Annotated in this window: 18 protein-coding genes; 13 read left to right on the top strand and 5 right to left on the bottom strand. The window is 63.4% G+C overall.

Translation table 11 applies throughout. The annotated features are described in order from the left end of the window. Positions 1-37: 37 nt before the first annotated feature. Both purH and ACTIFE_RS18765 read left to right on the top strand, forming a co-directional pair. Positions 38-1654 carry a bifunctional phosphoribosylaminoimidazolecarboxamide formyltransferase/IMP cyclohydrolase gene (gene purH, locus ACTIFE_RS18770; protein WP_439530668.1) on the top strand — a complete coding sequence of 539 codons (1617 nt, stop codon included), beginning with the start codon at positions 38-40 and terminating at the stop codon, positions 1652-1654. A 176-nt stretch (positions 1655-1830) separates the two neighbouring features. Then, the gene (locus ACTIFE_RS18765) at positions 1831-3933 is read left to right on the top strand and encodes a methyl-accepting chemotaxis protein (protein WP_439530667.1); all 2103 of its coding nucleotides are present in this window, start codon (positions 1831-1833) and stop codon (positions 3931-3933) included. Positions 3934-3996: 63 nt separating this feature from the next. Here the strand turns inward: ACTIFE_RS18765 and ACTIFE_RS18760 are convergent, their stop codons facing one another. Further along, positions 3997-5355: an MFS transporter gene (locus ACTIFE_RS18760; protein WP_439530666.1), complete on the bottom strand. Its 1359-nt coding sequence runs from the start codon at positions 5353-5355 to the stop codon at positions 3997-3999. Positions 5356-5517: 162 nt separating this feature from the next. Further along, positions 5518-10320, bottom strand: coding sequence for an NAD-glutamate dehydrogenase (locus ACTIFE_RS18755; protein ID WP_439530665.1), 4803 nt, complete (start codon positions 10318-10320; stop codon positions 5518-5520). Positions 10321-10409: 89 nt separating this feature from the next. On the opposite strand from ACTIFE_RS18755, the gene ACTIFE_RS18750 reads away from it, so the two are divergent. From ACTIFE_RS18750 to leuD, 3 genes are all read left to right on the top strand, one after another. Continuing rightward, on the top strand, positions 10410-10979 hold the full coding sequence (locus ACTIFE_RS18750) for a peroxidase-related enzyme (RefSeq protein WP_439530664.1): 570 nt from the start codon (positions 10410-10412) through the stop codon (positions 10977-10979). Positions 10980-11084: 105 nt separating this feature from the next. Beyond that, on the top strand, positions 11085-12041 hold the full coding sequence (gene argC / locus ACTIFE_RS18745; RefSeq protein ID WP_439530663.1) for an N-acetyl-gamma-glutamyl-phosphate reductase: 957 nt from the start codon (positions 11085-11087) through the stop codon (positions 12039-12041). A gap of 44 nt (positions 12042-12085) precedes the next feature. Continuing rightward, on the top strand, positions 12086-12691 hold the full coding sequence (gene leuD, locus ACTIFE_RS18740; protein WP_439530662.1) for a 3-isopropylmalate dehydratase small subunit: 606 nt from the start codon (positions 12086-12088) through the stop codon (positions 12689-12691). A gap of 88 nt (positions 12692-12779) precedes the next feature. Here leuD and acnA read toward each other — a convergent pair whose 3' ends face one another. After that, complete coding sequence (gene acnA / locus ACTIFE_RS18735) at positions 12780-15458, bottom strand: aconitate hydratase AcnA (RefSeq protein WP_439530661.1); 2679 nt, start codon at positions 15456-15458, stop codon at positions 12780-12782. Between the two features lie 487 nt (positions 15459-15945). On the opposite strand from acnA, the gene ACTIFE_RS18730 reads away from it, so the two are divergent. The 8 genes from ACTIFE_RS18730 to ACTIFE_RS18695 all read left to right on the top strand — a co-directional run bounded on the left by ACTIFE_RS18730 (position 15946) and on the right by ACTIFE_RS18695 (position 24112). Further along, complete coding sequence (locus ACTIFE_RS18730) at positions 15946-18738, top strand: bifunctional aconitate hydratase 2/2-methylisocitrate dehydratase (protein WP_439530660.1); 2793 nt, start codon at positions 15946-15948, stop codon at positions 18736-18738. A 389-nt stretch (positions 18739-19127) separates the two neighbouring features. Then, positions 19128-19796, top strand: coding sequence for a heme ABC exporter ATP-binding protein CcmA (gene ccmA / locus ACTIFE_RS18725; protein ID WP_439530680.1), 669 nt, complete (start codon positions 19128-19130; stop codon positions 19794-19796). Then, entirely contained in the window at positions 19793-20464 is a 672-nt protein-coding gene (gene ccmB / locus ACTIFE_RS18720; protein WP_439530659.1) for a heme exporter protein CcmB, read from the top strand. Before ccmA ends, ccmB begins: the two co-directional genes overlap by 4 nt. Before the next feature lie 106 nt (positions 20465-20570). Further along, a complete protein-coding gene (locus tag ACTIFE_RS18715; RefSeq protein WP_439530658.1) occupies positions 20571-21341 on the top strand; it encodes a heme ABC transporter permease in 771 nt (256 codons plus the stop codon). Between the two features lie 4 nt (positions 21342-21345). After that, positions 21346-21537, top strand: coding sequence for a heme exporter protein CcmD (gene ccmD, locus ACTIFE_RS18710; protein WP_439530657.1), 192 nt, complete (start codon positions 21346-21348; stop codon positions 21535-21537). After that, positions 21534-22151, top strand: coding sequence for a DsbE family thiol:disulfide interchange protein (locus ACTIFE_RS18705; protein WP_439530656.1), 618 nt, complete (start codon positions 21534-21536; stop codon positions 22149-22151). The genes ccmD and ACTIFE_RS18705 overlap by 4 nt, the downstream gene beginning before the upstream one ends. Before the next feature lie 129 nt (positions 22152-22280). After that, entirely contained in the window at positions 22281-23096 is an 816-nt protein-coding gene (locus ACTIFE_RS18700) for a DUF1223 domain-containing protein (RefSeq protein ID WP_439530655.1), read from the top strand. A 128-nt stretch (positions 23097-23224) separates the two neighbouring features. Continuing rightward, the gene (locus tag ACTIFE_RS18695) at positions 23225-24112 is read left to right on the top strand and encodes a cation diffusion facilitator family transporter (RefSeq protein WP_439530654.1); all 888 of its coding nucleotides are present in this window, start codon (positions 23225-23227) and stop codon (positions 24110-24112) included. A gap of 344 nt (positions 24113-24456) precedes the next feature. On the opposite strand, the gene ACTIFE_RS18690 is transcribed toward ACTIFE_RS18695, so the two are convergent. Both ACTIFE_RS18690 and ACTIFE_RS18685 read right to left on the bottom strand, forming a co-directional pair. Continuing rightward, on the bottom strand, positions 24457-25806 hold the full coding sequence (locus ACTIFE_RS18690) for an ammonium transporter (RefSeq protein WP_439530653.1): 1350 nt from the start codon (positions 25804-25806) through the stop codon (positions 24457-24459). 20 nt (positions 25807-25826) lie between these two features. Then, positions 25827-26165, bottom strand: a complete 339-nt coding sequence (locus tag ACTIFE_RS18685) for a P-II family nitrogen regulator (RefSeq protein WP_439530652.1) — start codon at positions 26163-26165, stop codon at positions 25827-25829. Positions 26166-26257 lie beyond the last annotated feature (92 nt).

Here is a 26257-nt window from a genome sequence, read left to right as displayed (position 1 = left end):
CGGCCACTTTTCAACCTCAGTTCCGCGAGGCAAGGCCATGGCCGTGGTGTCCAAGGGGGTTCCCGTTCCCCCGCTCGTTTCCGTCAAGCGCGCGCTTCTTTCCGTCTCTGACAAGACCGGACTGCTGGAGTTCGCCAAGGACCTTGCCGATCGAGGCATTGAGCTGATCTCTACCGGCGGCACCCGCAAGGCGCTGGCCGATGCCGGCTTGCCGGTGAAGGACATTTCCGAAGTTACCGGCTTCCCGGAAATCATGGATGGCCGGGTCAAGACGCTGCATCCGATGGTGCATGGCGGCCTTCTCGCCATCCGCGATGACGCCGAGCACACCGCAGCGATGCAGGCACACAGCATCGGCGGCATCGACCTGCTCTGCGTCAATCTCTATCCCTTCGAGGACACCGTGGCTTCGGGTGCTGACTACGCCACTGGCGTCGAGAACATCGACATCGGCGGCCCGGCCATGACGCGCGCGGCCGCCAAGAACCACGCTTATGTCACCGTGGTTGTCGACCCGGCCGATTACGCCGCCGTGATCGCGGCCCTGGACGAGAACAACGGCCAGTCGCCGATTACCCTGCGCAAGCGTCTGGCGCAGAAGGCCTTTGCCCGCACCGCCGCCTATGACGCTGCCGTGTCGAACTGGCTGGCTGCCGAGATCGGCAACGCGGCCCCGGACTACCGCGCCATGGGCGGCAAACTCGCCGAAGTGATGCGCTACGGCGAGAACCCGCACCAGTCTGCCGGCTTCTACACCAATGGCGAACGCCGGTTTGGTGTCGCTACTGCCCGCCAGCTGCAGGGCAAGACCCTGTCCTACAACAACATCAACGATACCGATGCTGCATTTGAGCTGGTGAGCGAGTTCGATCCCGCGCGCACCAGGGCCGTTGCCATCATCAAGCACGCCAATCCTTGCGGTGTCGCAGAAGCTGCGACGATCAAAACTGCTTATGACATGGCCCTGCGCTGTGACCCGGTCTCGGCCTTCGGCGGCATCGTGGCGCTGAACGACATTCTGGACGCGGAAGCTGCCGAGGAGATCGTCAAGATCTTTACCGAGGTGATCATCGCCCCGGCCGCGACCGACGAAGCCGTAGAGATCGTGGCGAAGAAGAAGAACCTGCGTCTTCTCGTCACTGGTGGTCTGGCTGATCCGCGCGCTCCGGGCCTGGCAGTCAAGTCCGTCGCCGGAGGCCTGCTGGTCCAGTCGCGCGACAATGGCGTCGTCGATGATCTCGACCTGAAGGTCGTGACCAAGCGCGCCCCGACCGCCCAGGAACTGACGGATCTCAAGTTCGCCTTCCGCGTCGCCAAGCACGTGAAGTCCAATGCCATCGTCTACGCCAGGGATGGGGCCACCGTCGGTGTCGGCGCCGGCCAGATGAGTCGTATCGACAGCGCCCGCATCGCGGCCCGCAAGGCGTTGGACGCGACTGAAGCCGCAGGCCTTTCCACTCCGCTCACCAAGGGTTGCGTTGTGGCCTCAGACGCCTTCTTCCCCTTTGCCGATGGTCTGTTGTCGGCAGCCGAAGCCGGCGCGACGGCGGTGATCCAGCCGGGCGGCTCCTTGCGCGATGATGAAGTCATCGCTGCCGCAGATGCAGCCGGTCTTGCGATGGTGTTGACCGGCATGCGGCACTTCCGCCATTAACGTGCATTTCTGTAGATAAAGCAATTCTGAGTTGTTTATCTTATAGCTTCCGAAGTTGCGGTTCCTTGCGACTTCGGAAGCTTTTTTTAACAGTATCAGCGTTTACTTCTCTCAACTTGCAAGCCTGCCACCAGAAAAGTGACAGGGTCTTGTGCAGGGCGAGCTGGAGACGCGGAATGTTCAAGAATGCCAAAGTGACCACCAAGCTGGTCAGTGTCAGCGTTTCTGCGCTGGCTGCGGTTCTCGTGGTCGGCATCGGCTTCATTGGCTGGAAGGCATCTGACGCCACACAGACGTTGGCCATCGAACAGGCTGAAGCTGTCGCACGTGAACAGGCGGAATATGTCCGCCGCACGATGGAAAACGGTCTCTATGTCGCCCAGGGGCTTGCCAACAGCCTGAATGCGCTGAAGCGCTCTGGCCCGCCTGACCGCATCGCCTGGACCAATGTGATCGAGGACGTTGCGACCCGCAACACGGAGCTTTCGGGCGCCTGGGGCATGGTGGTGGACAATCAGCTCGACGGCCGTGACGCCGAATTCGCCAATGCCGACAAGCATGACGAGGGCGGCGCCTGGCGTCCCTACTATTACCGGCTCCCCGATGGCAAGATCGGCTATCGCCCGATCGCCGCTGTCTCGGCCACCAATCCTGACGATGCCTGGTTCTATGATGCCTACAACTCCGGCAAGGACCGGGTAACGGAACCCTACAGCTGGGATGTCGAGGGCAAGAAGATCACCGGCGTTTCCTTCAGCGTTCCGCTGCGCGATGGCAACAAGGTCATTGGCGTTGTGGGAACTGACATCATTCTGACGGCCCTTGCGGACACCCTGGCGCAACAGCGCCCGCTGGGCACTGGCAATGTCTCCTTGCTGTCCCAGGGGGGCGTATGGGTCTCCAATGCGGATCCGGAAGCGCGCGGCAAGTCGATGGCTGAGGCGGCTGATGGTCAGTCCGCCGATGTCGTCAGCAAGGTGCTCGCCGCCGTCAAGGCTGCACAGCCCCATTCCTACACCGCGTTTTCTGCCGCTGCCGGCCAGGAAGTCATGAGTATCATCGTCCCGGTGAAGATCGGCGAGACCGGTTCGAGCCTGTCCGTGGTCGTCAGCGTGCCGACCGCAACGCTGAACGCCGCCTCGACCGAGATCATGTACACGATCATCGGTGTCGGGTTTGTCCTGCTGATTGTCGTGGCCCTGTCTATCCAGTTGGTCGGCAACGCCATCGTCCGCCGTCCGCTTGAACGTGCCGTCACCACGATCAATGCCTTGATCGAGCGTCGTTACGACGTGCGCATCGCCGATACCGAACGCGGTGACGAGATCGGGCAGATCAGCAAGGCGCTTGAAGTCTTCCGCGATAAGGCACAGCAGGCCGAACTTCTGGCCGCCGAGCAGGACGAGCAGCAGCGTCAGCGTGTCGCCCGGGCGGAGACCATTCGCGGCGTGTCGCAGGACTTCGATGCCAAGATCTCCCGCCTCACCGAAACCGTATCGACGCTGGTCGGAGACCTGAATGCCGCATCCGTCACCCTGACGCGCGGCGCGGATGACACCAGCTCCAAGAGCACGACCGTGGCCGCTGCCTCCGAAGAAGCCTCGTCCAACGTTGAGGCTGTTGCTTCGGCGGCCGAGGAACTGCTGGCCTCGGTCGGCGAGATCGGCCGCCAGATGGATCAGTCGAGCCAGATTGCGCAGCAGGCCGTTGCCCAGGCGCATCAGACCAACAGCAAGATCGAGGCACTCGCCGGCGCGGCCAGCCGCATCAACGAGGTGGTCAGCCTGATCCAGGCGATTGCCGAACAGACCAACCTTCTGGCGCTGAATGCCACCATCGAGGCCGCCCGCGCTGGCGAGGCCGGTCGCGGCTTTGCGGTCGTGGCGGCGGAAGTGAAGGAACTGGCCAATCAGACCGCCAAGGCCACGGAAGAAATCTCGACCCAGATCCAGTCGGTGCAGTCGGAGACCGATGGCGCGGTCACGGCGATCAAGGGCATCTCGGCCACCATCGAGCGGATGAACGAGATTTCCAGCGGCATTCAGACCTCCGTCGACCAGCAGGGCATCGCCACCCGCGAGATTGCCCGCAACATCCAGGAAGCCTCGAACGGTACCCAGGAAGTCGCGCGGAACATCGTCGCGGTTTCTGCGGCGGCGAATGACACGGGCGAGACAGCCCGCAAGGTCAGCTCCTCCGCGGCTGTCCTGCAGAAGGAAGCCGAACAGTTGCGCAACGAGGTTCAGGTGTTCCTTGCCAACGTCCGCCAGAGCGCCTGATCGCGACACTGGCCCCTTGCAACTGATTTCGAAAGCCGGCGGTCTCCGCCGGCTTTCTCTGTTTCAGCGGTTGACCCTGACGCCGCTCAGCACGAGGGCGCCGGCCGTGAAGAACACCAGGATCACCGCCATGCCTGCGGCCTGGCTGCCGGTGGCAGCGGTCACCAGCGCAACGGACAGCGGCGCCAGAAAGCTCGTCACCTTGCCGGACAGGGCAAAGAGACCAAAATAGGCCCCGCCGCGTCCGGGTGGGCTCAGATGCACCAGCAGGCTGCGCGCCGAGGCCTGCAGCGGACCGGCCATGGCGCCGATCACCGCGCCAAGCCCCAGGAACATCAGGTCCGCAGCGGACCCGAACAAGGCGCCGGCCGGGGCAGGCGTTACATCCAGCACAAACAGGATCGTATCCCTGTCAATCGAGACAATGCCGAGGCCGCATAGGATAAGACCGGCGAGGGCACCGAGAATCACGGGTTTCGCCCCGATCCTGTCGTCGAGCCAGCCGCCGATCAGTGCGCCTGCCGTACCGGTGATGGTCAGCAGGATGCCGAAGCTGCCGATCTGGATGGTTCCCCAGCCCAGCACCCCGGCCGCATAGATGCCGCCAAAGGCAAACAGCGCGACGAGCCCGTCAGCAAAGATCATGTTGGCGATGAGAAAGCGGCCGACATTAGGCGCCTGCCGCACCTCCATCAGCGCTTGCCACAACCGGGCGCGGCCCTGCCGGATCGCAGCGGCATAGCCCATCCGGCGCGGCGCGTCCGGTGTGAACAGGAACAGCGGCAGCACGAAGACCAGGAACCACAATGCGGACAGCGGGCCAGAGGCCCGGTCGCCGGCGCGCGTCGTCGGGTCCAGTCCGAACAGCGGGTCAAATCCCAGCAGCGTGCGGCCGGTTTCGGGACTTGCCGCAAGGAATCCCAATGTGAGGACGAGGCTGGCGAGGCCGCCGGCATAGCCCATGGCCCAGCCGGTGCCGGACAGGCGTCCAAGCCGGTCCTTTGGAACCAGATCTCCCATCATGGCATTGTTGAACAGCGTCGCGAACTCGATGGCGATGGTTCCGATGGCGAAGGCGGAAAGGGCAATGGCAATGGACCAGGGCTCGCCCGGAGCGGTGAACCACAGGGCAAGGCAGGCCGCCAGATAGGGCAGGGCAAAGGCCGCGATCCAGAGTTTGCGGGCCCCGCTTGCATCGGCAATCGAGCCCATCAAAGGTGCCAGGAGTGCGGTCATCAGGCCGGCTGCCGCCGTTGCATAGCCCCACAGGGTCTGTCCCTCCGCCGGCGTGGCCGCAAGGCTCGACGCAAAGAACGGAGCAAAGACGAAGGTCGTCACAAGGGTAAAGAACGGCTGCGCGGCACAGTCGAACAACACCCAGCCGACAAGCCCGCGCCGTGTCGTTGGGTCCGTCTGCCTCATGCTTGATGTCAACACACCTGTCTCCGCGCGGCTGGTTCGATCCGGGCAGTGTGCCGATTGCAGCTGCAATCGCAAGGGGCGGATGATCGGGCCAAGCCAGCAAAAACCCCGCCCCCTGTGGTGGAGGGGCGGGGCAAGCAGATGCGAGCGGGTCAGTTAGGTCTAGCGGGCGACTTCCGCCAGAAGGCTGGCGGCGACGGAGAACTTGGAGACGCTGATTGCGCCTTCCAGGATTTCGCCGACAGCCCGTGTCGTACGGGTGACCTCTGCCTCACGGGCGCCAAGCCAGTTGTCGAACCCGCCGGCCTTCACGGCTGCTGCTGTTAGGTCGCGGTGGGCGTTGGCGAGGGTTGCGCGGGCGCGGTCCAGCGCCAGCCCGTCGTAGTAGTCGGAGATCGTCAGGTCGCGGGCGAACGCGTCCATGGCGCCGATGCGGAAATGCTGCGCCACCTCGAAGAAGGTCTTTGCCGCCGTGTCGAGCGGGGCACCGACGTCCCCGGCCACCAGGACGATGTCCGGAATGGTTGCCTCGACCGGCAGGAAGGCGATGCGCCGGGCCAGATCCTCCGGAATGCCACGGGCGGCATAGCTGGCGACGCGGCCCAGCAACACCTCGGCCTGCGCTGGCGTCACCGCATCAACGAGCCGGCCGCCCAGTGCTGCGATCCCGTCGGAGAAGCGCTCGACCACGGCGGCAATGCCATCGCGGAAGGACACATGCCGCTTGAACCACAGCACCTGCTCCAGGAACAGGTCCTGCACCTCGGCGTAGAGTTCCAGCTGCAGTTCGCCGTCGATGCGCGCATCCAGCGCATCGATTGCCTCGTTCAGGGCGGTCAAGCCGAAGGAGTTGCGCACGGCGACGAAGCACCGGGCGATATCGGCTTCGCTGGCCCCGGTCTGGTCGGCAATCCGGGTGACGAAGGTCGGCCCGCCCCGATTGACCATGGAGTTCGCCAGCATCGTGGCGATGATCTCGCGCCGCAGCCTGTGGCCACGGATTTCGTCCGCAAATTCCACGTCCATGCGGTCGGGGAAGTAGCGGAACAGCTCCAGCGACAAGTAGTCGTCATCCGGAACATCGCTGCCCAGCAGCGCGTCATACAACGTGATCTTGGCATAGGCCAGCAACACGCCAAGTTCGGGGCGGGTCAGGCCAAGGCCGGATTTCTCCAGCTCGGTGATGGCAGCGTCATCCGGCAGATACTCGACCTGCCGGTCGAGCAGTCCCGCGCTTTCAAGCTGGCGCATCATGCGCACCTGATAGCCGAAATCCTCCATGCCGCGCCGTTCGGTCATCGAGATCGCCAGCGTCTGCAGGTAATTGTTGCGCAGCACCAGTCCTGCGACCTCATTGGTCATTTCGGCCAGGATCACGTTGCGGGCCGGGATGTCCAGCTTGCCCGCCTGCACCGCCGCGCCGAAGGCGATCTTGATGTTCACCTCCATGTCGGACGAGTTCACGCCGGCAGAGTTGTCGATGGCGTCGGAGTTGGAGCGGCCACCCTTGCGGCCGAACTCGATGCGGGCCCGCTGGGTCATGCCGAGGTTGGCGCCTTCGCCAATCACCTTGGCGCGCACATCCTTGGCGGTGATGCGGATGGCGTCATTGGCGCGGTCGCCGGCATCCGCATCGGTCTCGCCGCTTGCGCGGATATAGGTGCCGATGCCGCCGAACCACATCAGGTCGACATCAAGCTTCAGGATCGCCGTCATCACCTCCTGCGGCGTTGCCTTGGCCTTGTGAAGGCCGAGCATCGCCTGCACCTCGTCGCTGAGCGGGATCGACTTGAGCTGGCGCGAGAACACGCCGCCGCCAGCGGAGATCAGCTCGCTGTTGTAGTCCGCCCAGGATGATCGACCCATGTTGAACAGCCGCTGCCGCTCGGCAAAGCTGGTTTCCGTGTCCGGATTGGGATCAAGGAAGATGTCGCGATGATCGAAGGCTGCCACCAGCCGAATTTCCGTCGACAGCAGCATGCCATTGCCGAAGACATCGCCCGACATGTCGCCAACACCGGCAACCGTGAAGGGTTCCCGCTGGATATCGCGGTTCATTTCGCGGAAGTGGCGCTTGACTGCTTCCCACGCACCACGGGCCGTGATGGCCATTTTCTTGTGGTCATAGCCGGCCGAACCGCCCGAGGCGAAGGCGTCACCGAGCCAGAAGTCGCGGCTCGTCGAGATGCCGTTGGCTGTATCCGAGAAGGTCGCGGTGCCCTTGTCGGCGGCGACCACCAGATACGGATCGTCCTCGTCGTGGCGCACAACCTCCAACGGCGGCAAAACGGTGTCGCCCTTGAGGTTGTCGGTCACGTCCAGCAGCGATCCGATGAAGATCTTGTAGGCTTCCGTTCCTTCGGCAAACACCGCCTCACGGTCTCCGCCCACCGGCAGGCGCTTGGGCACGAAGCCGCCCTTGGAGCCGACTGGCACGATCACCGCATTCTTCACCTGCTGCGCCTTGACGAGGCCCAGCACTTCGGTGCGGAAGTCCTGCGGCCGGTCAGACCAGCGCAGGCCGCCACGCGCCACCTTGCCGAAGCGCAGGTGAATGCCCTCGACGCGGGGACTGTAGACAGAGATTTCGCGGAACGGCCGCGGCTGCGGCATGTCCTCGATGGCGCGGGAGTTGATTTTGAAGGCAAAGGTCGGCTTCGGTTTGCCGTCGCTGCCGAGCTGGAAGAAATTGGTCCGCAGCGTTGCGTCGATGACATTCTGGAACCGGCGCAGGATGCGGTCATCATCCAGGCTGACAACCGCGTCGAAAGCGCTGCTCAGCTCGTCTTCCAGCTTGGCTGTCTTCAGCGTGCGGTCGCTGTCCGAGAGGGCCGGGTTGAAGCGGATGTGGAACAGTTCGACCAGCGCGGCCGCAATGACCGGATAGTTGTTCAGCGTCGTCCACATGTAGTCTTCGGAGTAGCGGATGCCGACCTGACGCAGGTATTTCGACAGGGCCCGCAGCATGGCGATGTCGCGCCAGCCGAGGCCCGCGTTCAGCACCAGGGCGTTGTAGCCGTCGTTTTCCGCCTGTCCCAACCAGACCGCCATGAACAGGGCTTCCAGCCGGTCCTTCAGGTTGGCCGTCAGGTCGAACGCGCCGTTGCGGCTCGCCTCCAGCGTCATCTCGTGCAGGTAGGACATGGACATGTCCGTCGGCGTGATGCGGTAGGTGCGTTCGTTGATGACCCGGAAGCCCATGTTCTCCAGCAGCGGCACGCGGGCCGACAGCGGGATCGGGGCTCCGAGATTATAGACCTTCAGCGACAGCCGCTCGGCCTGGCTGGCCGAGGCGCGGGCGAAGGTGATGGTTGTCCTGCGCTCCTCGGACAGGGTCTCGATCTTGAGCACGTCGGCCATTGCCATCTCGGCAGAGTAAACTTCCTTGTAGCCACCATGGAAGGCGAGGGCATAACGCTCGGACAGGCGGTGCGCCGTGTCGACGTCAAACTGTTCCTTGAAGGCGTCGCGCAGGCCGTCGGGCCAGGTGCGCACGATGGAGGCGACGGCGCGTTCCAGATCTTCCTGCGCCACCACCGGGGTCTTGCCCTTGTCGCGGCCGATGATGAAGTGAACACGCGCCAGCGGGCCTTCCGGGTAAGTCACGTACCAGGCCGACAGGCGGCCATCGAAGGCCGAGGCGAAATAGGTGCCGACATTGAGCCGTACCTCGGTGGTGTAGCGGTCACGCGGGATGTAGCAGAGGATCGACACGTAACGGTCGAACTTCTCGGCGCGGGCCAGCACGCGGATGCGTGGCCGCTCGTCGAGCTGCAGGATCGACATCGAGAAGTCGAACAGGGTTTCCTGATCGATCTGGAACAGCTCGTCGCGCGGGAAGGTTTCCATGACGTTGGTCAGTGCGCGGCCGGAATGGCTGTCCGGATCGAGACCAGCCTTGGCAAGCACGCTTGCCACCTTGCGGCGCAGGAACGGGATCTTGCCGGTCGGCTCATTGTAGGCGGTCGAGGCAAACAGACCGACGACCCGCAATTCACCGACCATCGTGCCGTTGTCGTCGAAGAGCTTGGTGCCGATGTAGTCCATGTAGACGCGGCGATGCACCCGGCTCTTCACATTGGCCTTGGCAATGATCAGCGGATCGGGGCGCTTCAGGAACTCGCGGATTTCCGGTGTGATCTGAACGAATTCGTTGCCCCGGCGTAGTACGCGCACATCAGGGTCGGCCAGCGTGCCGAGGCCGCTGCCGTCAATCGGGGTCAGTTCGCCATCCTCGACACTGCCGTTGAAGGTGTAATCGCGCATGCCGAGGAAGATGAAATTGTCATTGGCCATCCACTCCAGAAAATGGATCGCTTCCCACAGCTCGTCGCGCCCGTTCACCACGGCCGTCTTGTAGGTATTGATCGCAGCAGTAAGCCGCTTGCGCATGGGCTTCCAGTCTGTGACGGCGGCACGGGCGTCATTCATGATCGTGTTCAGCCGGTCGGCCAGGGCCTTGCGTCCCTCTTCCGTGCCGATGCGGCCGACATGAATGTGGATGAGGCTTTCCTCGTTGTCCTCGCGGGTGCCGGCCTTCTTGCGGCCGGCGGCCGAGATCAGCCGGCCTTCGGCATCGCGGGCCACCGAGTAGATCGGATGCAGCACCAGATGCACTTCCAGGCGGCTGTCCTGCAGTTCGGCCATCACCGAATCGACCAGGAACGGCATGTTGTCGTTGACCAGCTCGATGACCGTCACCTCGTTGGCCATCTTGCCCTTGGCCTTGAACGAGGGGTTGCTTACGGTCACCCGGTGAGTGCCGGGGGTATGGATTTCGAAGTCCTCGAAGGCGGCCTTGGCGAAGGCCGCCAGTTCGTCGGCCGTGTAGGCGACGAGATCTTCTGCCGCGCCGCGCAGGTAAAGTTCCCCGGCGAAATCCGCCAGGCCCGGCTGCCCGTTTGCAAGTGCCTGCCGCACCTCCGCAATCAGTTCGGCTTTCCGGTGTTCCCTTGCGTGCGGCATCATGTTCCTCCTGGCCCGCGACTCAGTCGCCTGCATGCTAGAATGGCTAAATCGCCTAAAAAATGACGATATCAGGGAGGGATTACAAAATGTCGAACGTGCCGGTCATTGCCTTGGACCTTCAGGGGGCGGCTGAATTTAGCGAGACGACGCAGCGGTATTTTGAAAAATGTCAGGAAAAGCTCGGTCTTGTTCCGAATGTTCTGATTGCCTACGCCTTCGATGATACAAAATTGCGCGCCTTCACCGACATGTACAACGACCTGATGCTTGGCGCTTCGGCCCTGAGCAAGCTCGAACGCGAAATGATTGCGGTCGTGGTGTCATCGGTGAACCGCTGTTTCTATTGTTTGACCGTCCATGGTGCCGCTGTGCGCCAGCTCTCCGAAGATCCGAAGCTGGGCGAGCTGATGGTCATGAATTACCGCGCCGCCGATCTGCCGCCGCGCCAGAGGGCCATGCTGGATTTCGCCCAAAAGTTGACGGAGCGCCCGGCCGAGATCGAGGAGCATGACCGCCAGGCCCTGCGCGATGCCGGTTTCAGCGACCGGGACATCTGGGATATCGCCTCCGTTGCCGCCTTCTTCAACATGTCGAACCGGGTGGCGGCTGCCACCGACATGCGCCCGAATGATGAGTATCACTCAATGGCCCGTTGAGTTCCTGTGCGCGGTCAGACAGGGCACGCGCCGTGACAGGCTGGGCGATTGCGTGTAAAACCCGCCGCTGACGTGGAATTTTGCGTGCAGAAAAGGAACAGGCCCATGGTGGCGCGGGTATTCATTGATGGTGAGGCTGGAACCACGGGTCTGCAGATCCGCGAGCGCCTTGCCGAGCGCCGCGACATCGAGCTGCTGTCCATTTCCCAGGAGCGCCGCAAGGATCTCTCAGCCCGCGCCGAATTGCTGAACGCTGCCGATGTGGCGATCCTCTGCCTGCCGGACGAGGCGGCCAAGGAAAGCGTGTCGCTGGTCACCAACGACACCACCGCCGTCATCGATGCCTCGACCGCCTATCGGGTTGCCGACGGCTGGACCTATGGCTTTGCCGAGATGGACAAGGCGCAGCCGGCGGCTATTGCCGCCTCGAAGCGCGTGTCCAATCCGGGCTGTTGGCCGCAGGGCGTGATTGCGGCGCTCAGGCCGCTGGTCTCTGCTGGCCTGCTGCCGGCTGATTTCCCGGTCACGGTCAACGGCATCTCCGGCTATTCCGGCGGCGGCAAGTCGATGATCGAGGACTACGAGGCTCGCGGCGCATCTGCCAATGTGTTCCAGCCCTATGGCCTTGGCTTCGGCCACAAGCACCTGCCGGAGATGCAACTTTATGCGGGCCTTGCCGGTGCGCCGTTGTTCGTGCCGTCGGTCGGCAACTACTACAAGGGCATGATCACCAGCGTGCCGCTGAACCTTGCCCGCCTGCCGAAGGTGCCGACGGGCGCCGAGATCCATGCGGCAATTGCCGATCATTTTGCGTCCGTCAGCCAGTCCGGAGGCTTTGTCGAGGTTGCGCCGCTGTCGCCGCTCGACCGCGCTTCGGAACTGAACCCGGAGGCACTGAACGGTACCAACTCCCTGCGGCTCTACGTCTTTGCCAATGACGCCCGGGCCCAGGCTGCGGTCATTGCCGTCTATGACAATCTCGGCAAGGGCGCCTCGGGCGCTGCTGTCCAGAACCTCAATCTGATGCTGGGCGTTGATCCGACCACCAGCCTTTCCGCCTGACGGCGGACCACAAAAACAAGACCAGAGACCTTGGAGTAACCGCCTTGCTGAAGTTCACCACGCTCACCGGCGTTGCTGCGCCGCTGCCGATCATCAACATCGACACCGATATGATCATCCCGAAGCAGTATCTGAAGACGATCAAGCGCACCGGCCTCGGCACCGCGCTGTTCTCCGAGATGCGCTACAACGAGGATGGTTCGGACAATGCCGATTTTGTCCTGAACAAGCCGGCCTACAAGGGCGCCAGCATTCTCGTGGCCGGTGACAATTTCGGCTGCGGCTCCTCGCGTGAACATGCCCCCTGGGCGCTGCTCGATTTCGGCATCCGCTGCGTGATCTCCACGTCCTTCGCCGACATCTTCTACAACAACTGCTTCAAGAACGGCATCCTGCCGGTCGTCGTCAGCAAGGAGGAGCACGACAAGCTCCTCGACGACGCCTCGCGCGGCGCCAACTCCACCATGACGGTCGACCTCGAAGCCCAGGAGATCAAGGGCCCGGACGGCGGCACGATCCGTTTCGAGATCGACCCGTTCCGCAAGCACTGCCTGATGAACGGCCTCGACGACATCGGCCTGACCATGGAAAAGGCCGCCTCGATCGACAGTTTCGAAGCCAAGGCCGCCCAGTCCCGCCCCTGGGCCTGACCTCGCCTGTTGCTCCGGCAAGCCCACAGACTGTGAAAAAGGCCGCCCCTTCCGAGGCGGCCTTTATCGTTGTTATCCGCCTTGCGCATCAGCTGCGGACGAGGTTGCGCAGGACGTAGTGGAGGATGCCGCCGGCGCGGATGTATTCCAGCTCGTCCAGCGTATCGACCCGGCAGAGGCATTCGATGACGAAGGACGTGCTATCTTCGCGGGTGACGTCGACAGCCATCATCTGGCGCGGCGTGATGTCGGCGATGCCCCTGATGGTCACGCGCTCCGTGCCGGTGATTCCGTGCGACTGCCAGCTCTCGCCCTCCTTGAAGGTCAACGGGATGACGCCCATGCCGACCAGGTTGGAGCGGTGGATGCGCTCGAAGGACTGGGCGATGACCGCGCGGACACCAAGAAGGTTGGTGCCCTTGGCCGCCCAGTCGCGCGAGGAGCCGGTGCCATATTCTTTGCCGGCGAAGATCACCAGCGGCGTGCCCTCGGCCTGGTATTCCATGCAGGCGTCATAGATCCACTTCTGCTGGCCGTCCTTCATGGTGACGCCGCCTTCGACGCCCGGCACCATCTGGTTCTTGATGCGGATGTTGGCGAATGTACCGCGCATCATGACTTCATGGTTGCCGCGGCGGGCGCCGTAGCTGTTGAAATCGGCCACCGCCACCTGGTGTTCGGCTAGATAGGTGCCGGCCGGGCTGCTCGCCTTGATGTTGCCGGCCGGCGAGATATGGTCGGTGGTGATCGAATCGAGGAACAGGCCCATAACAGCCGCGTTCTCGATGTCGGTCAGCGGCTTCGGCTCCATGGTCATGCCCTCGAAATAGGGCGGATTGGCCACATAGGTGGAGGCAACCGGCCACTTGTAGGTCATGCCGCCTTCGACCTTGATCGCCTGCCAATGGGCATCGCCCTTGAACACGTCCGAATAGCGCGAGCGGAACATGTCATCGGTGATCGAGGTCCGGATCAGCTGGGTGATCTCCCCGGTCGTTGGCCAGATGTCCTTCAGATAGACCGGGTTGCCGTCCTGATCCGTGCCGAGCGGATCGGTGGCGACGTTGATGGTCATGCTGCCGGCAATGGCATAGGCCACCACCAGCGGCGGCGAGGCCAGGTAATTGGCGCGCACATCCGGGTTCACGCGGCCCTCGAAGTTGCGGTTGCCGGAGAGAACGGCGGCGACGACGAGGTCATTGTCGGAGACGGCCTTCGACAGTTCCGGCGCCAGCGGACCCGAGTTGCCGATGCAGGTGGTGCAGCCATAGCCGGCGAGGTTGAAGCCCAGCGCATCGAGATCCTCCTGCAGGCCGGCCTTGGCGAGGTAGTCCGTCACCACCTGGGAGCCCGGTGCCAGCGAGGTCTTCACCCAGGGCTTCACGGTGAGGCCCTTGCGGCGGGCATTGCGCGCCACGAGCCCCGCGCCGATCAGCACGCTCGGGTTGGAGGTGTTGGTGCAGGAGGTGATGGCGGCGATGACGACGTCGCCATGGCCAAGGTCATGCGTCCGGCCCTCGACGGCGACGCGCCGGCCCATTTCCTCCGCCTTCTTGAACTCGTCCGCCATGGTCTTGGCAAAACCGGCTGCAACCGCATCCAGATTGACCCGGTCCTGCGGCCGCTTCGGGCCGGACAGCGCCGGGACGACGGTAGAAATATCCAGTTCCAGCGTGTCGGTGAACACCGGCTCCGGCGTGGCGGCGTCGCGGAACATGCCCTGCGCCTTCGAATAAACTTCGACCAGGGCAACGCGCTGCGGATCGCGGCCGGTCGCCTTCAGATAGCCAAGGGTCTCCCGGTCCACGGGGAAGAAGCCGCAGGTCGCGCCATATTCCGGCGCCATGTTGGCGATGGTGGCCGCGTCTTCCAGGCTGAGACTGTCGAGGCCGGGGCCGAAGAACTCGACGAACTTGCCGACCACGCCCTTCTTGCGCAGCATTTCGGTGACGCGCAGCACCAGGTCCGTGGCGGTGATGCCCTCGTTCAGCTTGCCCGTCAGCTTGAAGCCGACGACTTCCGGGATCAGCATCGAGATGGGCTGGCCAAGCATGGCGGCTTCCGCTTCGATGCCGCCGACGCCCCAGCCAAGAACGGCGAGGCCATTGACCATCGTGGTGTGCGAATCGGTGCCGACCAGCGTGTCGGGATAGGCGATGGTTTCGCCGCCCTCCTCTTTGGTCCAGACGGTCTGGGCCAGGTATTCTAGGTTGACCTGATGGCAGATGCCGGTGCCGGGCGGCACGGCGCGGAAATTGTCGAAGGCGGACTGGCCCCAGCGCAGGAACTCATAGCGCTCGCCGTTGCGCTGGTACTCCAGCTCGACATTGCGGGTGAAGGCATCACGCGTGCCGAAATAGTCGATCATCACCGAGTGGTCGATGACGAGATCGACGGGCACCAGCGGGTTCACCTTCTTCGGGTCGCCGCCGAGCTTCACGGCTGCATCGCGCATGGCGGCGAGATCCACAACGGCCGGAACGCCGGTGAAGTCCTGCATCAGCACACGCGCCGGACGATAGGAAATCTCGTGCTCGGACGTGCGGGTCTTCAGCCATTCAGCGCAAGCCAGAATGTCTTGCCTTTTCACCGTCCGGCCGTCTTCGAAGCGCAGCAGGTTTTCCAGCACCACCTTGAGCGAGGCAGGCAGGCGCGAGACGCCGGCAAGGCCGTTCTTCTCGGCCTCGGGGATCGAGAAGTAGGTGTAGGTCTTGCCATTGACCGCAAGGGTCTTCTTGCACTTGAAGCTGTCGAGGGACTGGGTCACGACGTGCGCTCTCCTCTTGCGTCCGGCACAGCGTCGGGAGTGTGGCTGCCCGGGGACCAAAGATCTCTGGTTTCCCGGCTTTTGCCGGGTCGTTCGGCCTCTTGTCGGGCCTTGCGCGTGCTGCCGCCGCGTCCTGGCTGATGCACTTTGGGCGAGCAGCGGGACACAGAAGCGCGTTGTTGTTCCTATAGCGAATTTCCGGCGTCGCCGCGAGTCGGACCCCTGCCGCAGCCAATTTCTGCGCCCTGGGCCGGCGACGCACCAGCGTCACGCTTTGTTCAGATATTTAGGGCTGATCTTGACGGGACAAACAGGTTTCACACGCAAACGACGCAATCAGGCAGGATCATCGGCGAACGGTCGAAACCATATTGCATACGATTGTATACGGTCGTAAAATCGCATCCAACACGCTTGTCCCGGCGCGCCTGTCCGAATGGTGCTCCGCAAGGCGGGCCTTAACAAGAACAAGGACTCCAGGACCATCATGAGCCTCTATCAAGACTATCTGAAAGAAATCGAAGCCCGTAAGGGCCAGGGCCTGCATCCCAAGCCGATTGAGGATGCGGCGCTGCTCAGCGAAGTGATCGCTCACATCAAGGACCTCGGCAGCGAACACCGCGCCGATTGCCTCAAGTTCTTCATCTACAACACCATTCCCGGCACCACGACGGCGGCTGGCGAGAAGGCGCAGTTCCTCAAGGAGATCGTCCTCGGCACCGAAACGGTTGCGGAAATCTCCCGCGCGTTCGCCTTCGAGCTGCTGTCGCACATGAAGGGTGGCCCGTCGATCAAGGTCCTGCTCGACCTGGCCTTTGGTGAGGATATCTCCATCGCCCGTGATGCTGCCGAGGTTCTGAAGACCCAGGTGTATCTGTATGCCGCTGACACCGACCGTCTGAAGGTCGCTTTCGAGGCCGGCAACCCGGTCGCCCGCGACATCCTGGAAAGCTACGCCAAGGCCGAGTTCTTCACCAAGCTCCCGCCTGTCGAGGATGAAATCAAGGTCGTCACCTATGTTGCCGCAGAAGGTGACATTTCCACCGACCTCCTGTCGCCGGGCAACCAGGCGCATTCGCGCTCGGACCGCGAGCTGCATGGCAAGTGTATGATCTCGGAGGCCGCGCAGGCTGAAATCCGCGCGTTGCAGGCGCAGCATCCCGACAAGCGCGTCATGATGATCGCCGAAAAGGGCACCATGGGCGTCGGCTCCTCGCGCATGTCCGGCGTCAACAACGTGGCGCTTTGGACCGGCAAGCCGGCCAGCCCCTATGTTCCCTTCGTCAACATCGCTCCGATCGTGGCCGGCACCAACGGTATCTCGCCGATCTTCCTGACCACCGTTGACGTGACCGGCGGCATCGGCATCGACCTGAAGAACTGGGTCAAGAAGCTGGACGAGAACGGCAATCCGATCATCGACAACGCCGGCAACCCGATCCTGGTGCAAAAATACTCGGTCGACACCGGCACGGTGCTGAAGATCAACACCAAGACGAAGAAGCTTCTCAGCGAAGACGGCAGCGAGGAACTGGCTGACGTTGCAGCTTCATTCCGGCCGCAGAAGGTGGAATCCATGCGCGCCGGTGGCTCCTATGCCATCGTCTTCGGCAAGAAGCTGCAGACATTTGCGGCCGAGACGCTGGGCATCGAGGCGCCGGTCGTGTTCTCGCCCGCCAAGGAAGTCTCCCATCCGGACCAGGGCCTGACCGCCGTCGAGAAGATCTTCAATCGCAATGCGGTCGGCGTGGCGCCGGGCAAGGTGCTTCATGCTGGCTCTGACGCCCGCGTGCGCGTCAACATCGTCGGGTCGCAGGACACCACCGGCCTGATGACGGCGCAGGAACTGGAAGCGATGGCCGCAACGGTCATTTCGCCGCTGGTTGACGGCGCCTATCAGTCCGGCTGCCACACGGCCTCGGTCTGGGATCTGAAGGCGCAGGCCAACATCCCGAAACTGATGAGCTTCATGAACAAGTTCGGCCTGATCACCGCGCGTGACCCCAAGGGCGACTATCACGCCATGACCGACGTGATCCACAAGGTGCTGAACGACATCACCGTGGATGACTGGGACATCATCATCGGCGGCGATTCGCACACCCGCATGTCCAAGGGCGTGGCTTTCGGTGCGGATTCCGGCACCGTGGCCCTGGCCCTTGCGACCGGTGAAGCCACCATGCAGATCCCGGACTCGGTCAAGGTGGTGTTCAAGGGAACCATGAAGGACCACGTCGACTTCCGCGACGTGGTGCATGCAACCCAGGCGCAGATGCTGAAGCAGTTCGGCGACAACGTCTTCCAGGGCCGCGTCATCGAAGTGCATATCGGGACGCTGCTCGCCGACCAGGCCTTCACCTTCACCGACTGGTCTGCCGAGATGAAGGCCAAGGCCTCCATCTGCATCTCCGATGATGCCACCCTGATCGGCTCGCTGGAACTGGCCAAGTCGCGCATCCAGGTGATGATCGACAAGGGCATGGACAATGACGCCGGCGTGCTGAAGGGCCTGATTGCCAAGGCAGACCGGCGCATTGCCGAGATCCGTTCCGGCGAGAAGCCGGCGCTGGCTCCGGACGAGAACGCCAAGTATTTCGCCGAAGTCGTCGTCGATCTCGACCAGATCGACGAGCCGATGATCGCCGACCCGGACGTCAACAACCCGGATGTGTCCAAGCGCTACACCCACGACACGATCCGTCCGGTGTCCTACTACGGCGGCGAGAAGAAGGTCGACCTCGGCTTCGTCGGCTCCTGCATGGTGCACAAGGGCGACATGAAGATCGTCGCCCAGATGCTGAAGAACCTCGAAAAGGCCAATGGCAAGGTCGAGTTCAAGGCCCCGCTGGTGGTGGCAGCGCCGACCTACAACATCATCGACGAGCTGAAGGCCGAGGGCGATTGGGATGTGCTGCAGAAGTACTCCGGCTTTGAGTTCGACGACAGCGCACCCAAGAGCAAGGCCCGCACCGAGTACGAGAACATCCTGTATCTCGAGCGTCCGGGCTGCAACCTCTGCATGGGCAACCAGGAAAAGGCGGCCAAGGGCGACACCGTTCTGGCCACCTCGACCCGCCTGTTCCAGGGCCGCGTCGTGGAAGACTCGTCCGAGAAGAAGGGCGAATCCCTCCTTGCCTCGACCCCGGTCGTTGTCCTTGCCGCGATCCTCGGGCGCACCCCGAACATTGATGAGTACAAGGCAGCGGTGGAAGGCATCGACCTGACCAAGTTCTCCCCGCCGCTCGAAAAGATGGCGACAGCCCGCTCGATCCAGTTCTGAGCGGACTGACAGTCTGACCCAGATTGCGGCCGCCCACCCGGGCGGCCGCAAGTGCTTTGGGGATGCATATGGCTGGCTTTCGGCTCTGCCTCTCAGCCCCCCTCCCCCTCGTGGGGAGGGGTTGGGGGTGGGGGGAACAGACTGCAATCCAGGTAACCTGCGTTCCTGACTGGGCGTGTTTCACGCACTTTGCGATCAAACGGCCACCGTGCCCCCCCACCCCTCCCCATGAGGGGGAGAGGGGCGGAGAGGCCTTGTTTAAGAAACGGGCATGGCAGTCGGGTGAGCGACTGAACTCGGGCCGCCCTTCCCCTCTACGCAATACTCGCTGCTTGCCATCCTCCGGAGCCCACCCTAACAAGGACGGAACCAACCTGCGGAGCCGTCCCCTGAAGCTGATCGCTGAACATCTTGCTGTCGACCGGGGCGGACGACGTGTCTTTACCGGGCTGGGGTTCTCCTTGACCGCCGGCCATGCGCTGGTGATCACGGGCGCAAATGGCGTTGGCAAGTCGACGCTGCTGCGCACGCTGGCAGGTCTTGTCCCGCCGGGTGAAGGCCAGCTGACGCTGGAGGGCGGTGAGCCCGAGCGCAGTGTTGCCGAGCATGCCCACTATTTCGGCCATGACAGCGCGGTCAAACGGGCGCTGACCGTCATGGAAAACCTCGAATTCTGGCGCGACTTCACCGCACCGGCGCGGCCACAGGGATTTGCGGGCACGGTCCTGTCGTCGCGAGAAATTCTCGACCGCCTCGGGATTGGCCACACGGTGAACCTTCCGGCCGCCTATCTCTCCGCCGGACAGACACGGCGGCTGGCGCTGGCCCGGCTGTTCGTCTCGCCGCGCCCGATCTGGCTGATGGATGAGCCGACGTCAGCGCTGGATACGGCGTCGGAGGCGCAGTTGCTCGGCTTCATGAATGGACACCTTGCCGACGGCGGGCTGATCATCACGGCCACGCATTCAAGGCTGGCGCTGTCTCCCGCGACGACGCTGCATCTTTCGGCCTCCGTGATACCGGACGCACATGAGGACACAGAGGGGGAGCCGGCATGAGTGGCTGGTTTTCCGCCCTCGTTGCCCGTGAACTGCGGCTGGCGCTTCGGGTCGGCGGCGGTGCTCTGATCGGCGTCCTGTTCTTTCTCGCAGTCGTCACGGTCGTGCCTTTCGGCATGGGACCGGATCTCAATCTCCTGTCCCGCGTCGGCCCGGCGATCCTGTGGATCGGTGCGCTGCTGTCGACGCTGCTGGGTCTCGACCGGTTGTTTCAGGCCGACCGGGACGACGGCTCGCTTGATCTCGTCCTGATGGCAGGGCGGCCGATGGAACTGGTGGTGCTGGCCAAGTGCCTCGCCCACTGGGTGGCGACCGGCGTGCCGCTGGTGCTGGCAGCTCCCGTGCTCGCCGTGTTCCTGAACCTTGAGCCGGTGGCCATCGGTGCCGTGACGCTGACGCTGCTCGTCGGCACGCCGGCGCTGACGCTGATCGGCGCGATTGGTGCGGCCCTGACCGTTTCGCTGCGGCGTGGCGGTTTGCTGCTGGCCGTCCTCGTCGTGCCCCTGGCCATTCCGGTGCTGATCTTCGGGGTCAGCGCCGCCGATGCCGCCATCAGCGAGCCGATGCCCTTCATGACGCCATTCCTGATCCTGTGTGCCCTCAGCCTGATTTCCGCCGTGGTGGGACCGGTTGCCGCAGCCGCTGCACTGCGCTTTTCCGCTGATTGACGGGGCCGCGTGATTGATTCAGGACAAGGCGCGCCTACATCGCCTGCGCAATGAAGTGAAGCTTGCGCCAATGGACGCAAGCTGGCTTCCGGTTTAGAACGGTTACATGGCACTCATCGATCTGGCGAACCCGACCCGTTTCCTGTCTCTCAGCCGCGCGCTTCTGCCCTGGCTGACGGGGCTTTGCGTCCTTGCCTTTGCCGTTGGGCTCTACATGGCCTTTTTCGTGGCACCGGAGGACTACCAGCAGGGCGACACCGTGCGGATCATGTATATCCATGTGCCGGCCGCCTGGCTGGCGATGATGTGCTACTCGATCATGGCCCTGTCCTCACTTGGCACGCTGGTCTGGAAACATCCGCTGGCTGATGTCTCGGCCAAGGCCGCAGCGCCGCTCGGAGCTGCCTTCACCTTTATGTCGCTGATCACCGGCTCCCTGTGGGGCAAGCCGATGTGGGGCACGTATTGGGTATGGGACGCCCGCCTGACCTCGGTGCTGGTTCTGTTCATCATGTATCTGGGCCTGATGGCCCTGTGGCGCACGATGGAAGACCCGATCAAGGCCGGCAAGGCAGCCGCTGTCCTGACCCTGGTCGGTGCGCTGAACCTGCCGATCATCAAGTTTTCCGTCGACTGGTGGAACACGCTGCATCAGCCTGCCAGCGTCATGCGCATGGATGGCCCGACCATTCACCCGGATATCCTGTGGCCGCTGCTGGTGATGGCCCTGGCCTTCACGCTGCTGTTCTTCGTCCTGCACCTGATGGCGATGCAGAACGAGATCCTGCGCCGCCGGGTGATGGCCCTGCGCCAGCGTGCCGCTGCCCTCCGGCCGGCTACGGCGACGGCATCCGTCCGATCTGCCGCTGCGGAGTAAACCCATGGCCCTTCTCGAATTTCTCGATCTTGGCCCGCATGCGGCCTTCATCCTGTGGTCCTATGGCATCTGTCTGGCCGTCGTGATCGGTCTCATTGCCTGGGTCCGCATCGACCGCGCCCGTCAGGAGGCGGCGCTGCGCGATCTGGAGGCCCAGGGCATCGGCCGGCGTTCCGGCACAAGGACACAGGCATGAGCGTCCCGGCCCCGGATGCAGAGACGCCGCCGGCCGGCCCGCGCCGCCGTCTGCCGCTGTTCGCCCTGTTGCCGCTGGTCGTGTTTCTGGCGCTGGCGGGTCTGTTCCTGTTCCAGCTCGTCCTTGGCCGCGATCCCTCGACCATTCCCTCGGCCCTGCTCGACAAGCCGGCTCCTACGATGGCGCTCGGCCCGGTCGAAGGCCTGATGCGGGACGGTCAGCAGATCCCCGGCTTTTCCGGCGCGGATCTGACCGGCGGCGTCACCGTGGTCAATGTCTTTGCCTCCTGGTGCGTGCCCTGCCGCCAGGAGCATCCGCTGCTGGAGCAACTCGGCCAGGATGATCGCGTCCGCCTGTTCGCCATCAACTACAAGGACAAGCCGGAAAACGCCCGCCGCTTTCTCGGCAGCCTCGGCAATCCCTTTGACCGGATCGGCGCCGATGACACGGGCCGTGCGGCCATCGAGTGGGGTGTCTACGGGGTGCCGGAAACCTACATCATCGATGCGGCCGGAGTGATCCGGTTCAAGTATATTGGCCCGCTGACGCCGGAGAGTTACCGGGATGTCTTCCTGCCGCAGCTCGAGCGGGTGCTGGGCCTGCCGCGAACCTGACCCGGTGTGCTGGTCCGGGTTCCGGATCACACAAACCGGTGAAATGTCTCACCCGCTCGTGACTGGACAGGATGTCAGGTCGGCGTATCGTGCCGGCAGGGACAGGGCATATCAGTGGGTGGTTCGGACATGAATTCAGCTGCACAACCGGGATGCTGGCAACGGCTTGCCACCCGCGCCGCATCGGTGCGCAGCCGGCATCGACCTGTCCGCTGCGCGAGCCTCGGTCTGGTCCTTGCAGCGCTTGCCGTCGCTCTTCTCCCCGGATCAGCGCTTGCTGGCCCCACCCGCGTCATCGAACTGTTCACCAGCCAGGGCTGTTCCTCCTGCCCGCCGGCCGACGAGATCGTCACCGGCCTGGCGTCAGACCCCGATGTGCTCGCGCTCACCCTGCCGGTTGACTATTGGGATTACCTTGGCTGGAAGGACACGCTCGCCTCGCCAGGGAATTCCGAGCGCCAGCGCGCCTATGCCGCCCGGCGCGGCGACCGTTCTGTCTACACCCCGCAGATTGTCGTCAATGGCGAGCAGCACGTGGTCGGCTCGAACAGCAAGGCCCTGGCCGATGCGCTGGAGCGCGCGGATCCGCTGACCGCAGACGTGACCCTTCGCTACACCCCAGATGCGCTTGAAGTCTCCGTGGCGGGTCTGCTGCCGAAAGGGGCGCGCATGGCGTCTGTGTCGATCCTGCAGGTCAGCCCGCGCGAGGAAATTACGGTGGAGCGCGGCGAAAACAGCGGCCGCACCATCACTTATGCGAATGTCGTCCGGCGCCAGCAGACGGTTGGCATGTGGTCCGGTGGCAGCGAAACCTTCCGCATGCCGCGCGTCGAGCTGAAGAAAACCGGCGGCGAGAAATGCGTCGTCCTTATCCAGCTGACCGGCGAAGATGGCCCCGGCAGGATCATCGGCGCGGCCGGTATGCTGTGGGATAACGGGATGTAATCCGGCTGAGTGCCACCCGCTTCTTGTTTCTTCATTGAAAGCTGCTAGGCCTGTCCCCGCCGGAAGGCACCCCGGCCGGGCCGCGCCTGTCCCTGCCGGCCTGTTCGCGAGCCTTGCAAGGGGGACCCATGAGCCTGCGTGTACGCATTGCCCTGGGCAGTGTCCTGATCGGTCTCGGCGTACTGGGGTTGAAATATTTCGCCTACGCCCTGACTGGATCCATCGCCCTTTATTCGGATGCGCTTGAATCGATCGTCAACGTCGCCTCATCCGTCGCGGCGCTGGTTGCGGTCTGGTTCGCCTCCAAGCCGGCGGATTCCAATCACCCCTATGGCCATGACAAGGCCGAGTATTTCGCGGCCGTTCTGGTGGGCGTGATGATCGTGCTTGCTGCGCTGTCGATCTTCGAGGCGGCCTGGCGCGGGCTGCAGGCCCCGGTCCCGGCCGATTACACCTGGCAAGGTCTTGGCATGAACGCGTTGGCCAGCGTGATCAATGCCGGCTGGGCGTTCTATCTCGTGCGATTCGGCCGCGCCCATAGCTCACCTGCTTTGGCTGCGGATGGCCGCCATCTTTTTACCGATGTCGCGACCTCGGTTGCTGTCCTCGTTGGCGTCGGGCTGGTCTGGCTGACCGGATGGCAGCAGTTCGATGCCCTGCTGGCCGGTCTCGTCGGTCTGAATGTCCTGTGGTCGGGCTGGATCTTGATGAAGGAGTCTGTCAGCGGGTTGATGGACGAGGCGGCCTCTGGCGATGTTCAGGAGAAGTTGCGCGGCCTGATTTCCGAGCATGGCGTCGGCGCAATCGAAGCGCATGACATGCGCACACGCCTTGCCGGAAAGCTCACCTTCGTTGATTTCCATCTGGTGGTTCCCGGCGAGATGACCGTCGTTGCAGCGCATGACATTTGCGACCGGATCGAGCAGGCCATCGCGGAAGCTCTTCCCGGCGCCCGCGTCACCATCCATGTTGAACCGGAACACAAGGCCAAGCACTCCGGAATCGTGGTGCTTTGAACGTGTGATGCAGAGCCGTCCCGCTGCGGCTTTTCGCTGATCACGCATGGTCCAAGCTTTGCCGCCTCGAAAAGCCTGGAGCAATCCCCGGGTCCAGACTGCGGACACACCCACAATCGTCATCCCGGGCGCAGCGAAGCGAAGACCCGGGACCGGAGAGCCAAAGCCTCTCGGGTGACAACTCATTGAAATATTTTACCTCGGCTCTCCGGCGCCGGCTCGGCGCATCGCTTGGCCGGATGCCGAGGTCGAGGTCGAGCTTTGCTGCCGACAAAAAAAGCCCGGGGCGAACCCCGGGCTTCAAAGGTGTGGCCGAGTACGACCATTCGCTTGGGAGGTCTGGATTACATCCGGGCGGAACCCTGGCCGAACTCCGGATAGGCTTCGACGCCGATTTCCACCTTGTCGAGGCCGAGGGCTTCTTCTTCGGGGCTGACGCGGATCCCGATCGTGGACTTGAGGATGGTCCACAGGATGGCCGAGGCAACGAAGATGAAGACGCCATAGGCAAGGATGCCGATGAACTGGGTGCCGTAGGACGTGCCGTCATTGGACAGCGGAACGATCAGCGTGCCCCAGATGCCGCAGAGCAGGTGAACCGGGATTGCACCGACCACATCGTCGATTTTCAGCTTGTCGAGCAGCGGAACGGCAAAGACAACAATTGCACCGCCGACGCCGCCGATGAACACGGCCTGCCAGACGCTGGGGGCGAGCGGTTCGGCCGTGATGGAGACCAGGCCGGCAAGAGCGCCGTTCAGGGCCATGGTCACGTCGACCTTCTTGTAGAGGACCTGCGTCAGCGCCATCGCGACAACGACGCCGGCTGCCGCCGCCATGTTGGTGTTGGCGAAGATGCGGGAGATGTCGGAAACGTCATTGATCGTGCCCATGGCGAGCTGCGATGCGCCATTGAAGCCGAACCAGCCGAGCCACAGGATGAAGGTGCCGAGTGTCGCGAGCGGGATCGACGAGCCCGGCATCGGGATAACCTGCCCGGTTGCCGTGTACTTGCCCTTGCGTGCGCCCAGGATCAGGGCACCGGCAAGTGCGGCCCAGCCGCCGACCGAGTGAACCAGGGTCGAGCCGGCGAAGTCCGAGAAACCCATGCCTTTCAGCCAGCCGCCGCCCCAGACCCAGGAGCCGGCAATCGGATACAGGATGCCGGTCAGGAGAACCGTGAACAGCATGAACGGCCACAGCTTGATGCGTTCGGCCAGTGTGCCGGAGACGATCGAGGCGGTCGTGGCGCAGAACACCATCTGGAAGAACCAGTCTGACGCGGTCGAATATCCGGTGTCGAGATTGTTGCCGCCGACCGGATCGAAGGCGTAGGGACCGAAGGAGCCCATGAAGCCGCCGTCGACGCCCGAGTACATCAGGCTGTAGCCGGTGATCCAGAACATCAGGCCCGCCACCGAGTAGAGGGCGATGTTCTTCAGGCACTGCATCGACACGTTTTTCGAGCGGACCAGGCCCGCCTCGAGCATGGCAAAGCCGGCCGCCATAAACATGACGAGGAAGCCGCCGATGAGGAACAACAAGGTGTTGAAGATATAGGCAACGTCAGCTGCCTTGGCGAATTCCGGTGCGGCTTCTGTTGCCGCAGCAGTCTGGTCCTGGGCGAGGGACGGATCGATGGTCGCTCCGAGGACAGCCAGCGCGCAGGCGCCGTATGCGAGAATTTTCTTCATGTTACTCAACCCCTCATACGTCAGAGCGCATCTGTGTCCGACTCGCCTGTGCGAATGCGGACCGCCTGTTCGATGGAATAGACAAAGATCTTGCCGTCGCCGATCTGGCCGGTCTTGGCAGCGGTGGTGATTGCTTCCACGACCCGGTCTGCGGTTTCGCCCGATACGGCGACCTCGATCTTCAGCTTGGGCAGGAAGTTCACGGCATACTCGGCGCCGCGATAGATCTCGGTGTGACCTTTCTGGCGGCCGTAGCCTTTGACTTCAGTGACAGTAAGTCCGTGAACGCCGATGCTCGTGAGGGCGTCGCGCACCTCGTCGAGCTTGAACGGCTTGATGATGGCCATCACGATTTTCATGCTCGTTTCCCGTTTCCCCTCGTTCGCCGCGCCCGTTGCGCGGCTTGGCCACCGGGCCCGGGGCGGGGGCTGTCAGGGGCTTTCGCGCCGTG

This window comes from Pannonibacter sp., assembly GCF_051860505.1.
GTDB lineage: Bacteria > Pseudomonadota > Alphaproteobacteria > Rhizobiales > Stappiaceae > Pannonibacter.
Note: the sequence above shows the minus strand (reverse complement) of the source record. Positions and strands in the feature narration are given on the sequence as shown.

Excerpts from the sequence above, each read along its gene's own strand:
- argC (WP_439530663.1), top strand. The coding sequence starts at position 11,085 with ATGGTGGCGCGGGTATTCATTGATGGTGAGGCTGGAACCACGGGTCTG.
- ACTIFE_RS18705 (WP_439530656.1), top strand. The coding sequence starts at position 21,534 with ATGAGCGTCCCGGCCCCGGATGCAGAGACGCCGCCGGCCGGCCCGCGC.
- ACTIFE_RS18685 (WP_439530652.1), bottom strand. The coding sequence starts at position 26,165 with ATGAAAATCGTGATGGCCATCATCAAGCCGTTCAAGCTCGACGAGGTG.
- ccmD (WP_439530657.1), top strand. The coding sequence starts at position 21,346 with ATGGCCCTTCTCGAATTTCTCGATCTTGGCCCGCATGCGGCCTTCATC.
- ACTIFE_RS18715 (WP_439530658.1), top strand. The coding sequence starts at position 20,571 with ATGGCACTCATCGATCTGGCGAACCCGACCCGTTTCCTGTCTCTCAGC.
- ACTIFE_RS18695 (WP_439530654.1), top strand. The coding sequence starts at position 23,225 with ATGAGCCTGCGTGTACGCATTGCCCTGGGCAGTGTCCTGATCGGTCTC.
- purH (WP_439530668.1), top strand. The coding sequence starts at position 38 with ATGGCCGTGGTGTCCAAGGGGGTTCCCGTTCCCCCGCTCGTTTCCGTC.
- ccmB (WP_439530659.1), top strand. The coding sequence starts at position 19,793 with ATGAGTGGCTGGTTTTCCGCCCTCGTTGCCCGTGAACTGCGGCTGGCG.
- ACTIFE_RS18690 (WP_439530653.1), bottom strand. The coding sequence starts at position 25,806 with ATGAAGAAAATTCTCGCATACGGCGCCTGCGCGCTGGCTGTCCTCGGA.
- ACTIFE_RS18750 (WP_439530664.1), top strand. The coding sequence starts at position 10,410 with ATGTCGAACGTGCCGGTCATTGCCTTGGACCTTCAGGGGGCGGCTGAA.
- ACTIFE_RS18765 (WP_439530667.1), top strand. The coding sequence starts at position 1,831 with ATGTTCAAGAATGCCAAAGTGACCACCAAGCTGGTCAGTGTCAGCGTT.
- ACTIFE_RS18730 (WP_439530660.1), top strand. The coding sequence starts at position 15,946 with ATGAGCCTCTATCAAGACTATCTGAAAGAAATCGAAGCCCGTAAGGGC.
- ACTIFE_RS18700 (WP_439530655.1), top strand. The coding sequence starts at position 22,281 with ATGAATTCAGCTGCACAACCGGGATGCTGGCAACGGCTTGCCACCCGC.
- ACTIFE_RS18755 (WP_439530665.1), bottom strand. The coding sequence starts at position 10,320 with ATGCCGCACGCAAGGGAACACCGGAAAGCCGAACTGATTGCGGAGGTG.
- ACTIFE_RS18760 (WP_439530666.1), bottom strand. The coding sequence starts at position 5,355 with ATGAGGCAGACGGACCCAACGACACGGCGCGGGCTTGTCGGCTGGGTG.